The following is a 16831-nucleotide window of genomic DNA, read 5'->3' on the forward strand; positions in this document are numbered from 1 at the left end:
AGTAAAATCAAGAAAAGCGATTCCTGTTACATTAAAACAAACACTAAAAACATGAAAAACAAATTAGTCTTACTTTTTTTAGGATGTGCTGTTTTGGGTTATGCTCAGAAGAAAACGACTAAAAATACAGTGAAAATTAAACCAAAGTCTGAATTTGTGGCGGAATTAATGTCAAAAATGACTTTAGACGAGAAATTGGGTCAGTTAAACCTGCCGACATCTGGTGATATTACCACAGGGCAGGCAAACAGCTCAAATGTGGCAAAAAATATTGCTGAAGGTAAAGTGGGAGGTTTGTTCAACATTAAATCTGTTCAAAAGATTAAGGAAGTACAAAAAATTGCAGTTGAACAAAGCCGATTAAAAATTCCATTACTGTTTGGTATGGACGTTATTCACGGTTACGAAACTACATTCCCAATTCCATTAGGATTATCTTGTACGTGGGACATGGGCTTAATTGAAAGAAGTGCGCAGATTGCAGCCCAGGAAGCAAGTGCAGACGGAATCAACTGGACTTTCTCTCCAATGGTTGATATCTCTCGTGATCCAAGATGGGGAAGAGTTTCTGAAGGTTCAGGTGAAGATCCTTATTTAGGAAGCCAGATTGCAAAAGCAATGGTTAATGGATACCAGCAGCGTGATCTTTCTAAAAACAATTCGATTTTAGCTTGTGTAAAACACTTTGCATTATACGGAGCACCAGAAGGCGGACGTGATTACAATACAGTTGATATGAGTCATATTAGAATGTTCAACGATTATTTTCCTCCTTACAAAGCAGCTGTTGATGCTGGTGTAGGTTCTGTAATGGCTTCGTTCAACGAAGTTGACGGAATTCCTGCAACAGGAAACAAATGGTTGATGACTGATGTTTTAAGAAAACAATGGGGCTTTAAAGGTTTTGTAGTAACCGATTTTACTGGAATTCCAGAAATGATCGAACACGGAATGGGTAATCTTCAAGATGTTTCGGCTTTAGCATTAAATGCAGGAGTTGAAATGGATATGGTTGGAGAAGGTTTCTTAGGTACTTTAAAAAAATCTTTGGATGAAAAAAGAGTAACTATGGCAACAATTGATAATGCTGTTAAACTTATTTTGGAAGCAAAATACGATTTAGGTTTATTTCAGGATCCATACAAATATTGCGACGAAAAAAGAGCGAAAACAGAAATCTTTACTGCAGCAAGCAGAAAAGAGGCACGTCAGATTGCAGCACAATCACTGGTTTTATTAAAAAATCAAAACCAGCTTTTACCTCTTAAAAAATCGGGTACAATTGCACTTATCGGACCATTAGCAGATGCTAAAGAAAACATGCCGGGAACTTGGTCTGTAGCGACTAAAATGGAAAATGCAGTTTCATTATTGGCTGGGATCAAAGAAGTTGCAGGAAAAGGAACTAAAGTTTTGTATGCAAAAGGAAGCAACTTAGATTATGATGAAACTTTTGAAACTAATGCAACCATGTTTGGTAAAACGTTACACCGTGATGCACGTTCAAAAGAAGAATTATTAGCAGAAGCTTTAAAAGTGGCGAATCAGTCTGATGTTATTGTGGCAGCTCTTGGAGAATCTGCAGAAATGAGCGGAGAATCTAGCAGCCGTACAAATCTTGAAATTCCACAAGCACAAAAAGATTTATTAAATGCTTTATTAAAAACAGGAAAACCTGTTGTTTTAGTATTGTTTGACGGACGTCCTTTGGTAATTACGGACGAAGAAAAAACAGTTCCTGCAATTTTAAATGCTTGGTTCGCTGGTACAGAAGCAGGTTACGCAATTGCTGATGTTTTATTTGGAGATGTAAACCCTTCTGGGAAATTAACATCAACTTTCCCAAGAAGCGTTGGTCAGCTGCCAATTTATTACGCACACAAAAATACAGGAAGACCACTTTCTAATACAGAAGGAAAATTCGAAAAATTCAGATCAAACTATATTGACGAAAGAAACGAGCCATTATTTCCATTCGGTTTTGGATTAAGTTACACAACTTTTGATTATTCAAACTTGAAAATTTCTGCTGATAAAATGAATTTCTCAGGAAAATTAAAAGTAACAGTTGATGTAACCAACACAGGAAATTTTGACGGAAAAGAAACCGTTCAATTATACATTAGAGACTTAGTTGGATCTGTAACAAGACCAGTTAGAGAATTAAAAGGTTTCCAAAAAATAACACTTAAAAAAGGTGAAAAACAAACCGTAAGTTTTGACATTACGGTTGAAGATTTAAAATTTTATAACTCTGACTTACAATTTATTGCAGAGCCTGGACAGTTTGATATTTTCGTTGGAGGAAATTCAGCTGCCGACAAGAAAGTTAGTTTTGAATTAACTAAATAGTTGGTTTATTGGTTAGTAATTAGCCCTTCGTTCTGGTTGACGAAGGGCTTTTTTACTAAAATTAAAACCGTAATATATTATTCTGCAATAATTATCAAACCAAATGTATTATGAATACTTTTAAAATAGTTCGTTTTGGCTCCTTTTTACTAACTGCAGTTTTGTTTTCATCTTGTTGTACACAAAATGGAATAGTAGCTCACAGAGGTGCGTGGAAAAAAAACAATCTTCCCGAAAATTCTATTGCAGCGCTTAGACATGCAATTGATTTAAAACTTCCAGGTTCAGAATTTGATGTTTGGCGTACCGCAGATGATTCTCTTGTAATCAATCATGACGCACATTATAACAAACTGCTGATTGAGCATACAAATTATGCAGATCTGATAAAGTTTAAACTATCGAATGGCGAAAAACTGCCTACTTTACACGAATACATCTCAGAAGGAATTAAAAATAACAAACATACTTTGTTGGTCTGCGAAATTAAGCCTTCGGAAGTCAGTAAAGAAAGAGGAAAAGAAACAGCCGTAAAAGCGGTTGCAGTTATTAAAAAACTGAAAGCCGATAAAAATACTTGTTACATTAGTTTTGATTATGACATCTTAAAACAAATTAGAGCTATAGACGCCAAAACTTCACTGCAATATCTAGAAGGAAATAAAACTCCAAAAGAAGTAAAAACAGATAATATTAATGGCGTTGACTATCATTATTCTGTCTTTAAAAAACATCCAGAATGGATTAAAGAAGCAAAAGAAAACAAAGTAATTCTAAATGCTTGGACAGTAAATGAAGCAGCAGATATGGATTGGATTATTGAACAGAAATTCAATTATATCACAACAAATGAACCTGAACTTTTAAAAGAACGATTACAGAAGAAATAATTCTTTTAAATCTTCCAAACAAAATCAAATCATGAAAAAAATATATACACATCTGACTGTTCCAGTTTTGTTATTGATCCTTTTCAGTAACTCTATTCTGGCTCAAAATGCAATTGGCAAAACAGAGTGGTTTGACCCCGGTAAACCAGCCAGAACTTATTGTAATCCGATTAATATCGGTTATAATTATACCACTCACAATCACAACAGAATTCCCGAATCTCGCCGTTCCAGCGCAGATCCTGTTATCATTACCTACAAAGGCGAATATTATTTGTTTGCAACCAATCAAGCAGGTTTCTTTTGGAGTAAAGACATGTCAGACTGGAACTTTGTTTACGGAAGTTTTCAGAGAGAACCTGGTGACGACGATCAATGTGCTCCAGCGGCTTGGGTTGTAAATGATACTTTGTTTTATGTGGGCTCAACTTGGAAGAGAGACCATCCTATCTGGAAAACAGCCGATCCAAAATCAGGAAGATGGACAAGACACGTAGACAAAGCAATGCTGCCAACTTGGGATCCTGCCATTTTTCAGGACGATGATAAAAAAGTTTACATGTACTACGGATCAAGCGGCAAATTACCGCTCGTTGGTGTTGAGGTAGATTACAATACATGGCTTCCAAAAGGAAATCAAGCTGATTATGCGCAATTGTACAGAGCCACAGAAGTTGAAGACATTCAGCGTCCGTACGGGCAGATTAAAGAAGTTGCTGTTTTAGAACCTTCAGAGCATGGCTGGGAACGTTTTGGACCAAATAATGATATGGAACCTGCGCCTTGGGGAAATTTTATCGAGGGAGCCTGGATGACCAAACACAACGGAAAATATTACATGCAGTATGGCGCGCCTGCGACCGAATTTAAAGGATATGCCAATGGTGTTCATGTAGGAGACAATCCGTTAGGGCCGTTTACCTACCAAAAACACAACCCAATGTCTTATAAACCGGGCGGATTTGTAATTGGAGCTGGGCACGGAAATACTTTTGCAGATAACTATGGTAATTATTGGAATACTGGAACTTGTAAAATATCTATTAAAGACCGTTTTGAGCGTCGTATCGATATGTTTCCGGCAGGATTTGACAAAGACGATGTTATGTATTCTATAACCTCTTATGGAGATTTCCCGATCGTATTGCCGACTGCAGCAAGAAATCAGGAAAATGGCGCTTCATCAGGATGGATGTTACTTTCTTATAAAAAAACAGTAACCGTTTCTTCTTCAGAAGAATGTATGGAAGTAGAAACCCATAGAATGGATAACGGAGGTAAAAAAGTATATGAGAAATTCTGTTATGGAGCCGAAAATTTGACAGATGAAAATATTCAAACCTATTGGTCAGCTAAAACTGCAAATCCGGGAGAATGGCTTCAAATGGATTTAGGACGAAAAATGCAGATTAATGCTTTACAGATTAATTATGCAGATCATAAAGCTACACAGTATAATAAAGCGATGGATATATATTATCAATATAAAATATTCATGTCTGACGATGCTGTAAATTGGAAATTGGTAGTAGATAAATCTCGAAACGATAAAGATGCTCCTCACGATTATGTGGAGCTTTCAAAACCAATTGAAGCCAGATACATCAAAATGGAAAACATTCACAATGCTTCGGGCTTATTTGCTATTTCAGATTTTAGAGTATTTGGAAATGGACTACAGGCAAAACCAAAAGCAGTTGCGGCTTTTAAAGTGGATCGCAGCAAAACAGATTCTCGTAACGCCATGATTTCTTGGAAGAAACAAACTGATGCTGTAGGTTATCATATTTATTACGGAATTGCGCCTGATAAATTATACAACAGTATTATGGTTTATGGAGACACTGCATACGATTTTAGAGGTTTGGATAAAGGAACAAAATACTTCTTTACCATTGAAGCTTTTAATGAAAATGGCATTGGAACAAAAAATAAGATTATTGAAGTAAAATAGTTTTATTTTAATGAAATCATAAAAACTCTAATTATAAACTAACAGGTTTGTAATTAGAGTTTTTTTTTGAGAAAGGATATGCAAAAACGCTGACAATTCTGTAGAATTTTTGTTTCTTTGTGAAATAAGCCAAGAAATTGGAAAAACCCAAAATGCTAAAAAAACTATGAAAAAAACGATTCTTTTAACTGCTTTAGTTTTAAACGGATTGACATCATCTTTTGCACAGTCAAACGATGAAAAAAACATTAAACTATTTTACAAAAAAGCTTTGACCGAAGCAAAATGTTACACTTGGCTGGAGTATTTATCTAATGATATCGGAAGCCGTTTATCGGGTTCTAAAGGAGCTGCAGAAGCTGTAGAATATACCAAAAGACAATTAGAAAGTCTAGGTTTAGACAAGGTATATCTGCAGGAAGTAATGGTGCCTCATTGGGTTAGAGGAGAAAAAGAAACTGCTTTTATTCTGGACGGAAAAGTTAAAACTGTTGTGCCAATCTGCGCTCTTGGCGGATCTGTTGCAACACCAAAAACGGGAATCACTGCAGAAGTAATAGAGGTTAAAGGTATTGACGAGTTAAAAGCATTAGGAGATAAAGTAAAGGGAAAAATTGTTTTTTATAACAGACCGATGAATCCTGAAAATATCGAAACCTTTACATCCTACGGAGCCTGCGTTGACCAAAGATATGCTGGTGCAAAAGAAGCGGCAAAATTAGGAGCTGTCGGAACAATTGTCCGTTCTATGAACTTACGTTTAGACGATTTTCCTCATACAGGAGCGCAAAGTTATGGTGATCTGCCAAAAGAACAATATATCCCAACTGCAGCGATTAGTACAAATGGAGCGGAATTGTTGAGTAAAACGTTAAAAGCAAATCCTGCTGTAAAATTTTACTTTAAACAATCGTGCGAAACCCTTCCAGATGCCTTGTCTTATAATGTAATTGGTGAATTAACAGGAACTGTAACACCTCAAAATATCATGATAGTAGGCGGTCACTTAGATTCTTGGGATTTAGCTGATGGTTCTCATGATGATGGAGCAGGAGTGGTACAGAGTATGGAAGTAATTCGTATTCTTAAAAACTTGAATTATAAACCGAAAAATACAATTCGTGTAGTCTTGTTTATGAATGAAGAAAATGGAGGAAAAGGCGGTGCGAAATACGAAGAAATTTCAAAACAAAATAAAGAAAACCACATTTTTGCTTTAGAAAGTGATTCAGGAGGATTTTCACCAAGAGGATTTTCAATTGAAGCTGATGATACGAATTTGAAAAAAATACAAGGATACAAAGATCTTTTTGAGCCTTATTTAGTGCACAGTTTTACAATCGGACACGCAGGTTCAGACATCAGTCATTTAACATCTCCAGCTATTGTAAAAGCAGGTTTAAAACCAGATTCTCAGCGTTATTTTGATTACCACCACGCAGCAAATGATAAATTTGATGCCATCAATAAACGTGAACTTGAACTTGGAGCTGCAACAATGACAACATTGATGTATTTACTTGATCAAAACGGAATCACGCTCCCAGCAGCGAATTAATTCCTTTTTTAATAATTACAAAACAGCCGTCTTAAAGTACATTTGAGACGGCTTTTTTTATGTATAGAGGTTGTAAAGTATAATAAAACTGTTTATTTTTTTACCGCAAATTTGTTAGTAGAACTTTGTGTAATCAGGCGTTTTTTTTCTTAGATTCCTAGTTGGTTTAGAAATTTAAAAGACAATTTCACTTTACTTAAATAAAATCCGTATTGAATTTTTATGCATTACTGCCAACGGATTATAATAATAATTGTTTAAAATAGTTTATGCTTTCTATACTGTACAAATCAAAAGGTACATGTCGTATTAATCCTATTCTTTTTGTTTAAATTTGAAACTTTACTTTTTAGTTTTACGTATGATGGCACGATTATTTTCTATAGTATCTCTTTTTCTATCCGTTACAATTCATTCTCAATCTTCTACAAAAGAAATGATCGATAGTTTAAATACGATTAGCGATCATGGAAAGAAAACAGAATTGTACCGCAAGATTGCATTAGATTTGCAAAAAACAGACTGGGACAGAGCTATAAAATACATCGAACTAGCCGAGACTGAAGCCAAAAATACAAAAGACTCTGAACTTACTTTGGCAGCTGTATATGTTACCGCGGGTAAAATGTATGCAGCAAAAGAAGTGTTCGATGTTGCTTTAAAATATTATTTTAAAGCCCATGACATTTACAAAAAGAAGCATAATAGTGAAGAAGTTTCTAAATTAGAAAACAATGTAGCAATCATCTATTCATTGGGCAAAAACAAAGAAAAAGCGCTGCAATTTTTCCTAAACGTATATCATTACCAAAAAACGAAAAACGATCCGGCAAAGCTGGTAAAAATCTTAAATAATATAGGAACCCTATATTTAGAAAAAAATGCAGATTCTTCCTTATTCTACTACCAAAAAGCGCATAAGATCAATGAGACAATAAAAGATGATGCTTTAAAAATTTACATCGCTACAAATTTAGCCCGAGCCTACACCTTAAAAAATGACCTTAAAAATGCAGATTATTATTTTGAGCAGGCTTTTTCTTTAACAGATAAACCTGTTGATAATCTGGTAAAAGCTTTTGTATACGAATCTTTCTCTCAATATCAGTTTAAACAGAAAAACGATGAGGCAGCAATTGTAAATGCAAAAAAAGCATTAGAACTGTTGAAAGAAAACAGCTTTAGCTTTTCGGGTTTAAACCTAAACAAAATGCTTTACGAAGTTTACATCCGAAAAGAAGATTATAAAAATGCAGTTTACTATTTTCAGCAGTATAACACTATCAATGACAGCATCCATGTAGAAGAAAAAGCAGTTAATCTCGAAAGAATAAAGCTGGAACAGGATTACAAAGTTCGAACCCAGATAAAAACACTGACAGAGCAAAAGAAACTTTTTAAATATTCTGTCGTAGGATTGATCTTAATTGTAGGCATCCTGATTTTGATAATTTTACTGATAAAATACAGAAACAGGAATATTAAAAATCAACTCGAAAAAGAGAAATTAAATACCAAAATGCAAGGTTTAAAAGAAAACCTGAAAGCAAAAAATATGGTTTTGGTAGGAAAAGCAATGTCAGAAATACATCGTACCGACAGCATTAATGAAATCCTCACAGATCTTAAACAAATTAAACTCAAAACAGTAAACAAAGAAATGCAGCAGGCTATAGACATAGTCTTAAAGCGTTTAGAAAAGAATTTGAATACCGATATCTGGAAAGAATTCGAAATAAGTTTTGAGCAGGTACATCAGACTTTTTTTGATAAACTCAAAAATGATTATCCTTCACTCACTCCAAAAGACCGCAGATTATGTGCCCTTTTATACCTCGATTTAACTACAAAAGAAATCTCTCAAATTACGGGACAATCCTTTAAAGCCATCGAAAATTCCAGAACAAGACTCCGCGCAAAGTTTGATTTAACTAACGAAAAAGTGAATCTCTCCACGTATCTCAATTCATTTTAAACTTTAAAAACACAAAAAAATAAACCAAACTAATCAATTGATTTAGTTTGGTTTATTTTTTTTTGAGTGTTTTTTGGGTACTGCTTTTTTACCTATGAGTGTTTTTGTAATAGTCTTTTTTTCTTCAAAATCTAGAGCACCATTCTACATTTACCCAGTCGATGTAAAATAATAAAAAATGACGGGGAGAAAAAAGAAACAGCCTCCTAAAAGTTTAGAAGAGCTTTTAGAAGAAGCAAAAACAAAAAAGAAAATACTCTTAAAGATTCTGCAAAAAATAACAAAAGAAGATCCCGAAAATCCAACACCAAATTGATTTTCACAGTCGGCTTTTATGACTTTGTCATGCAGTAGTACAGCTTAATAACCTAGAAAACCATAATAGTAATTTAAATTTTAAAAAGATGAACCAGATTTACTTCAAGATGAGGTATTTATTTGTTTTGTTAAGTTTCTTGGCCTGTTCCGGAGGAATGGCTCAGTCACCTTTTCCAAACGTAAAAAATACCGGCGCAAAAATGGCAATCAGTGCGCCCGATGCACCAAAAGAGCAAGTTTCAAAAAAAAATGATTCCAACTCGAATGCAGGAAACAATGCCGTCAATCTCTCTGTACAAGAAGAAAAACAACAAGAAGAGATAAAAGGCATAAAACTTTCAGAACAAGAAAGTCAAGCTATTAAAAAGCAAGCACAGGAAAGCCAAAAAATAGTAGTACAAAAAATAAGCGATGCTGAAAAAACAAGTGCGCAGGATTCTGTTAAAACCAATGTAAAGTCCTTTGCTAAATCGGCAAGTTTGACTGCAAAAAACATATTCGAAGTTAAAAAAGGAGATTTTGATTTATCAAAGTCAGATAAAATGCAGTTAAAATCAATTTCTGATAATCATGGCAGAACTCTCGCTACATATCAGCAAATGCATAACGCAGTTCCTATTGAAGGCGCAATCTACAAGATTAGAGAAAATAAAACCAAAATTGATGCTTTTGGTACTACAGCCAAAAAACTGCCTGAAAGCAGCAATTATAAAATAAGCGCTGCTGCAGGTTTAGAGATAGCTCTTAAAACCGTAAATGCAAAACAATATGTATGGGAAAGTAAAAAGTTAGGCACCGTGCTCAATAAAGAAATCAGCACAAAACCACAGGGGGAATTAGTATACGTGGGGCCTAACTTTTCTTCTCAGTTAACGGCTTACTATCTGACTTGGAAATATGATATCTACGCGATTAGTCCGCAATCAAGCCAGACCATTTATGTTGATGCAAACTCAGGAAAAGTAGTTCTTACTATTGATCTAAGCCACGATTCTGGTCTTGCAGCTCAAAGTTTAGGTAAAGGTAAATCGAGATATTCTGGAGAAGTTACCTTTAACACCACACAATATCCAGAAGGATTTAAACTAGAAGGTTCACAAGGAAAATACAATGTACCGATGTATACCTGGAACATGAATCATGCTGAAGAAGCTTCAGATGAGGTTATTACAGAATATATTGATCAGGATAATATCTGGAACGAATTACATAATAAAGATCACGATGAGGTAGCTCTTGATATTCATTGGGGAATGCAAAAAACGATTGAATATTATGGCGAAAAATTCAATAGAAACAGTATCGACAACAAAGGAATGACCATTATTGGTCTTGCACATTTAGGCACCAATGTAGAAAACGCTTCGTGGACAGGAGGCTGGGCGCAGTTTGGAGACGGAATCAATACGCCTTATACAGGTTTAGGAATCACAGCTCATGAATTAACACATGGTGTAACACGTTTTACAGCCGGATTAATTTATCAGGGAGAATCGGGTGCTTTAAACGAAGCATTTAGTGATATTTTTGGAGTTTCTGTTGAATTTTATGTAGGCAGAGAATCTAAAGATGCGATCTGGCTGCTTGGAGATGAATTGTACAGCTATGGAAGTATGCGAAATATGGGCAACCCAAAAGCACAGGGACAGCCAAGTACTTATGGAGGAGTAAACTGGATTGCGCCAACAAATTTGAGCTATGATAATGGCGGAGTTCACATAAACAGCGGGGTTGCTAATTACTGGTATTATTTGATAGCTGAAGGAGGTCAGGGTGTAAACGACCTTAATAATAGTTATGATGTTAAAGGAATTGGCTTGGCAAAAGCTGAGAAAATTGCTTACATCACACTTACAGAGTATTTGTCGCCTTCATCCAACTTCAGCGATATGCGTCAGGCAACTTTAATGGTTGCAGAAGATTTGTACGGGTTAGGTTCTGATGAATACAAACAAATTACAAATGCTTGGTATGCAGTAGGAGTAGGAGTAGCGTATGCCAATAAACAGATTTCTATTGTTTCGATCGAAAAACCAACTGCCGCTTGTGGAACTTTGAAAGGGAATGAACCTTTTTACATCAAAATAAAAAATACAGGTTCTAGTGTAATCAAGTCAGATGAAGGTCTTAATTACAAAATCAGATTAATGGTTCCAGGATTTGGCGGCAGATTATCAACGACGTATACTAACGATGCTGTTGTTAAACTTGCAAAAGACTTACAGTCAGGAGAAGAAACAGTAATAAAAATTCAGGAGCAGATTCCGTTTAGAATAGGTGCAACGGTCACCAATTATGTAGAAGTTAAATTTGATTTTAAACCTATTGCAGAATTTGGTGCCAAAGACGGAATTTCTTTTGTTTCGACTTTTGTGATTCCTCCTGGCGAAAAAGATTTTGATCTTAAAGTTACAGGCTTAAATCTGCCGGAATATACAGGACAGATTTTAACTGCAAACCATCCATTGGCTGTATCGCTCTATAATCTGGGCTGTCAGGATATACCAGCAGGGTCTGCGTTGAGAGTAGGGTATAGAAACAAATTGGACGGAAATGAAGTGATATGGAAAGACATCACATTGGAAACAGCTTTCAGTAAGAATTCAGAAATGTCGATTCCGTTAGGCAGCGTAGATTTATCTGCTGCAGGATTACATGCCTACGAAGTTTTTGTAGAATACAGTAATGACCCTGTAACAACCAATAATAGCGCTGTAAATGCGGTATATAATGGCATTGTAAACCAATTTCCGTATTTTCAGGATTTTGAAAATACACCAGGAGGCTGGTATTCAAAATCAATACTTACCAGCCAAAAATTTGTATGGCAGCAAACACCTCAGATTTCATTTAGAGACACCAATTCAAAATATTTATGGGGAACTGTAAAATATGGTAATAATGAAAAGATTCCTGCAAATGCTGATTTTACATTGCAATCCCCAATATTTGATTTTACTAATGTAGTTTCACCTTATGTGGAATTTGATATGGTTTACTTTTTTACCAGAGGAGCTGACGGATTAATTATTGAATATTCTGAGGACAATCAAAACTGGAAAAAAGTCGAAGATGTTAAATATAATGAAACGGTACATTATAATGATTTAGTTGAAGGACCTTGGTTTACTGCAGTGAATAATATTACCGATAAAAAACCTATGGGAATGTACTTGAACGACCTTGCAGGAAAAAAAGCCGCTATTCGTTTCCGCGTAGTGACTTCTGATGCTGTTAGTAGTTTTATGGGAGCCTTTATAGATAATGTTCGTGTAGACAATGCCACTTACGATCTAGAAGTTATAACAGCAAAAGGAGATGCTGGTTCCTGTGATATTAATAATGATAAATTGGCTATTAATACCACAATCGTTAATAATTTCTCCACCACAAGTGAGCAGGTTACTGTTGCGGTTAAAATTTTGGATAGTGCTCAAAATGAAGTTTTTTCAAAAACTGAAAAAGCCTCTTTAGTATTTACCAAATTTAAAGACACGATAAATTATTCTATACCAAACATTAATTTGAAAACCATAGGAAGACATACCATTGTAGTTTCTGTTTTTCCCGAAGATATGGCTCAGGATCAGAAGCCAGAAAACAACACGATCACATTTACCTATGACAATTGGAATAATGACGATATGAAAGTAACCACACTTCCATATACAATGGATTTTGAAGGCGAAAACAAATATAAAGGATGGAGAAGTTTTCAAAACAAAACCAGTGCAGGATGGATATACGGTACAAGCCAAGAGTTAGGCTCTCCGGGATGGTTCTTAGAAGGCCACGATCATTTTATGGCAAGTAATGACGATAAATGCAATTGTGATGCCTCAAACGATATGCTGCTCTCGCCGGTATTTGATTTAAGTAATTACAAAGAAGCTCATTTAACATTTGACGGTTTTGCAGATGGGCAGAGGTTTTCTGATGGATATGTAAAAGTAAGTACAGACGGAGGTAAAACATGGGAACAGGTGTTTAAAGCATCTTACATTACCAATTGGATAGAATATCGTGTAGACTTAACACCTTATGCAGGAAAACCTTGTGTTATCATAGCATTTGTACATGATGATAACGGATTGTTTGCGAATGGTTTTGCAATAGATAATATTAAAATCGAAGAAAAACAAGATTTTCTACAATTGTCTAATTTAAGTATTGCTGCAACTGTTTACGAAGATGCGCCTTCACACGAGTTTTATATCAGTGCAAAAAATTTAACATACAGCACAATTAATAAAATTATCGTAGAATATCAAATTTCTCAAAACGGTAACGCTATTGGTAAACCTGTTGTATTAGAAAGAAATACAGAGTTGTTTGAATATCAAACCAGTGCTTATAAAATAGACGGTATTCCACAGCTGCCGGCAGGAAATTACGAAATAGCTGTAAAAGTATATACAGACGGACAGCCAAAAGATAAAATAACAAGTCTTACAGGAAGATTTGAGGTAATGGCAAAAGCGCTGGTATTGAATACACAAACGTTTTCAGACGTGCCTCTGGGGGCATTATTGGGAACAAAAGGATTTGTATCCAGCCAGAGTGACCAAAATTATCCTTGGAGCGCAATAACTACGCCTGAGAATACAAACTTGGGAATTCCTAAAAAAGACCACACAGGAGATGGAGCTGCCACAATGCTTTACAACCCATTGGAATATTCTGCTGTTTATGGAGAATTAATTTCGCCAATGTATCATTTAGCTGAAAATGCCGGCGCTTTAGAGTTTTATTATGCAATGAATAGTAATTACAACAACGCTTTTATTGTCGATATTAAAACAGCGGGAAGCGATTGGAAAGAAGAATTTAGAAATTCAAGAAGCGGAGCCTATGCAGACAGTGAATGGCTGAAAGGAATAATAAACCTAAGCAAATATGCTGGAAAATCGGTAATGTTCAGATTTAGACATGCAAAAGCAGGCGGTTATTCGTATATGATTTTAGACGATTTAAAAATAACCACAGATCCTATTCAGGACGTATCTGTAACATTGCTTTCGCCAAAAGACATCTGCGGTACATCTGAAGTTAAGGTTAAGCTGACCAACGAAGGCAAAGTTGCAATTCAAAAAAATGCTATTGAATTAGTGGTAAACTATGCCAACACAAACGAAACTATTTCAGAAATTATTGAAACAGAAATTCCTGTTGGTCAAAGTGTAGAGTATGCTTTTAAAAAACAGCCAAAACTAAATGAAAAAGGAATATCGCACGTATTTAATATAAATGCAAAACTGGAAAACGATGCTGTTTTGCAAAACAATGAAATAAAAGAGTTTGTTTATCAGGAAACTGCCAGCGATTTTAAAATATTCGATAATCCGACAATTCATGGCTACACAGGCAAAACCCTGTATGTTGATGCGGCCACTAATTTTAGTTTTAATAAACTAGAAGTTGCTTCATACAAATGGAATACAGGAGAAAGTACTAATGATATTGAAATAAACAAAGCAGGAGATTATACCGTAACAGCCACATTGAAAAACGGCTGTATACTTACAGAAACTTTAAAAGTAACATTTGATACTTTTGAATCTGACTTAGTTAGTGGAGACGTTTGCGGTCCCGAAGTTGTTTTATCTCCTGGAGATTACCAAGCTTATGAATGGTTTGACGGCTCAACAGACGCCACTTATCCGGCAACAGAAAGCGGTACTTATTTTGTAACGGTTTACAATGAAAACGGACTGGGCCAGACATTCAGCACAACGATTTCAATACTTGAAAACAACGTAGTACCAGAAATTAGAGTGGCAGGCGATAAAAAACTGACCGCTTCAATTGATGCAGCTTCTTATCAATGGTACTTAAACGACAGACCTATACCAAATGCAACCGAAAAATCTATCGTTGCTTTCTGGGAAGGAAATTACAGTCTTCAGGTAACCAATAATAATGGCTGTAACAATATTTCGGCACCGTTTGATTCAAAAGGAATGCTTTTAGGAAAAATAACAAATGCCTTTAGAGTATTCCCAAATCCGGCCATTGATACCGTCAATATCTTTTTGGCAGACAAAGCAGAAGGCGAAACACAAATCAAAATTTATGCAGCAGATGGAAAAGAAGTGTGGAAAAAAAGCTATGCTGCTATGCCGTCAAGCATCAATGTAAGTGCATTAAATAGTGGAATGTATGTTTTAGACTGTCAGGTACAGGGTAAAAGATATACGGCAAAAATTATTAAAAACTAACAATTATATAAAGAAAGCAGCTCTCGGTTTGGAGAGCTGTAATTCTTAAAACAAATAATTACGATGAAAAAATATATAATTATTTTAGGCACACTGTTTTTGAGTGCTGCGGCAGCTGCCCAAACTGAAAAAGTGAAAATGGGTATCAAAGCAGGATTAAATCTTTCGACACTTACGTACGATGAAAACGAATTAAACTCCTCTGAAAAAACAGGATTTACAGCAGGAATTATGGTCGAAATTCCTGTAGTGAAAAACTTTTCGCTTCAGCCAGAATTATTATACAGCCAGCAGGGAACAAAAACTTCCTTTTCTGATCCTGATGTAACAAATTCAAATTATAATGGCACACTCAAACTGAACTATTTAAACATTCCGGTAATGCTGAAATATTATCTAATACAGGGTTTAAGTGTTCAGGCCGGTCCACAAATAGGAATACTTTTAAAAGCGAATAATAAATATCAGGATAATTTTTTAGGTTATGAAAATAAGGAAAGCCTCAATCTAAAAGAGTATTCAAGTGGCATAGATACCTCGGTAAATTTTGGTTTAGGGTATCAATTCAAAGAAAAGTTTTATGCAGATTTAAGATATAATATTTCCTATTCCAATGTTTTTAAAAAAGGAGATGTAAATCATTTTATCAGCAATGACATGAAAAACAGAGTTTTTCAAATAACTATTGGTTATTTTTTCAAATAATTAATAGCAGCCAACTTCCAAACCCAAAGAAGCAGTCTCTATTTGAGGCTGCTTCTTTTTTATGCTTTCATTATAATCGTATAATACAAAAACGTAATAGGAATATTAGACAATAAAAGCAAAATCTTAACCGCTATATCTTTTCGATATTCTGGAAGATGAATAAATCGATCAGTCAAATGAATGAACATAATTAAGTTAACAATAATGCACGCCAAAGCAAAAGGCCATGCAATAACCAAAACGATTGCATTTTCTTTTGATACAATGTACAGCATAAACAAAAGCGTGCAAATTGTAAAAGTGCCAATAGCCAGTTCAAGAGATTGTTTTTCTTCAAAGTGTTGCGGTATAGTTTTCATAGTTTTAAATTTTAAAAGTTTGTTGAATAGATTGAACAGGAATAAGCAGCATTTTTGAAAAATCCAAATAATGATACGGAAGTGCTTGTTTTCCTTTTTGAAATTGTTGCATAAAATACTTTATGCGTTTTGGGTAAAAAATAGTCCCCGTCAGCATTACCATAAAGAGATACAAGCTTCTTTTACCATTTCCAAAAAGGTAATACTGCATTCCGATTTCTTCATAAACAGAAATTCCTGTATTGGTCAAGACATGTATTATATCGTGATCTTCTAGTTTTTCCTGAATATCAAAATGATTTTTATGTAAAAAACTCCCCAAACCAAAACCCAGACTTTCTTTGGGATAATCCATTAATGAAGTTTTATCTATATTCCAAGGCTCATTTTTCTTAAAATATTTCTGATACGGTTTTTTAGAACATTCGTACAGTCTTTCTATTAAATAATCTCTCATAAAGTTAAATTTATAAAGTTCTTTGAATTTCAAAGTAAAACG

The 16831-nt window shown here is 34.9% G+C and carries 10 protein-coding genes; 8 read left to right on the forward strand and 2 right to left on the reverse strand.

Annotated features, from left to right (window positions below):
* Positions 1 to 51: 51 nt before the first annotated feature.
* The 8 genes from bglX to C4F50_RS03880 all read left to right on the forward strand — a co-directional run bounded on the left by bglX (position 52) and on the right by C4F50_RS03880 (position 15970).
* Entirely contained in the window at positions 52 to 2352 is a 2301-nt protein-coding gene (gene bglX, locus C4F50_RS03845) for a beta-glucosidase BglX (protein ID WP_193845099.1), read from the forward strand.
* A gap of 110 nt (positions 2353 to 2462) precedes the next feature.
* Positions 2463 to 3242 carry a glycerophosphodiester phosphodiesterase family protein gene (locus C4F50_RS03850; protein WP_193845100.1) on the forward strand — a complete coding sequence of 260 codons (780 nt, stop codon included), beginning with the start codon at positions 2463 to 2465 and terminating at the stop codon, positions 3240 to 3242.
* Between the two features lie 31 nt (positions 3243 to 3273).
* Positions 3274 to 5196 carry a discoidin domain-containing protein gene (locus tag C4F50_RS03855; protein WP_193845101.1) on the forward strand — a complete coding sequence of 641 codons (1923 nt, stop codon included), beginning with the start codon at positions 3274 to 3276 and terminating at the stop codon, positions 5194 to 5196.
* A gap of 166 nt (positions 5197 to 5362) precedes the next feature.
* Positions 5363 to 6754 (forward strand): M20/M25/M40 family metallo-hydrolase, encoded by a 1392-nt coding sequence (locus tag C4F50_RS03860; RefSeq protein ID WP_193845102.1) that lies wholly within the window; start codon positions 5363 to 5365, stop codon positions 6752 to 6754.
* Between the two features lie 334 nt (positions 6755 to 7088).
* Positions 7089 to 8729 (forward strand): tetratricopeptide repeat protein, encoded by a 1641-nt coding sequence (locus tag C4F50_RS03865; protein WP_193845103.1) that lies wholly within the window; start codon positions 7089 to 7091, stop codon positions 8727 to 8729.
* Positions 8730 to 8907: 178 nt separating this feature from the next.
* The gene (locus C4F50_RS03870; RefSeq protein ID WP_193845104.1) at positions 8908 to 9045 is read left to right on the forward strand and encodes a hypothetical protein; all 138 of its coding nucleotides are present in this window, start codon (positions 8908 to 8910) and stop codon (positions 9043 to 9045) included.
* A gap of 88 nt (positions 9046 to 9133) precedes the next feature.
* Complete coding sequence (locus tag C4F50_RS03875) at positions 9134 to 15265, forward strand: M4 family metallopeptidase (RefSeq protein ID WP_193845105.1); 6132 nt, start codon at positions 9134 to 9136, stop codon at positions 15263 to 15265.
* 63 nt (positions 15266 to 15328) lie between these two features.
* Positions 15329 to 15970, forward strand: coding sequence for a porin family protein (locus C4F50_RS03880; protein WP_193845106.1), 642 nt, complete (start codon positions 15329 to 15331; stop codon positions 15968 to 15970).
* A 59-nt stretch (positions 15971 to 16029) separates the two neighbouring features.
* Here the strand turns inward: C4F50_RS03880 and C4F50_RS03885 are convergent, their stop codons facing one another.
* Complete coding sequence (locus tag C4F50_RS03885) at positions 16030 to 16332, reverse strand: hypothetical protein (RefSeq protein WP_193845107.1); 303 nt, start codon at positions 16330 to 16332, stop codon at positions 16030 to 16032.
* A 4-nt stretch (positions 16333 to 16336) separates the two neighbouring features.
* Positions 16337 to 16789 carry a hypothetical protein gene (locus C4F50_RS03890; protein ID WP_193845108.1) on the reverse strand — a complete coding sequence of 151 codons (453 nt, stop codon included), beginning with the start codon at positions 16787 to 16789 and terminating at the stop codon, positions 16337 to 16339.
* Positions 16790 to 16831: the final 42 nt, after the last annotated feature.

The organism is Flavobacterium hungaricum, assembly GCF_015182285.1.
In the GTDB taxonomy this organism is placed as follows: Bacteria; Bacteroidota; Bacteroidia; order Flavobacteriales; family Flavobacteriaceae; genus Flavobacterium; species Flavobacterium hungaricum.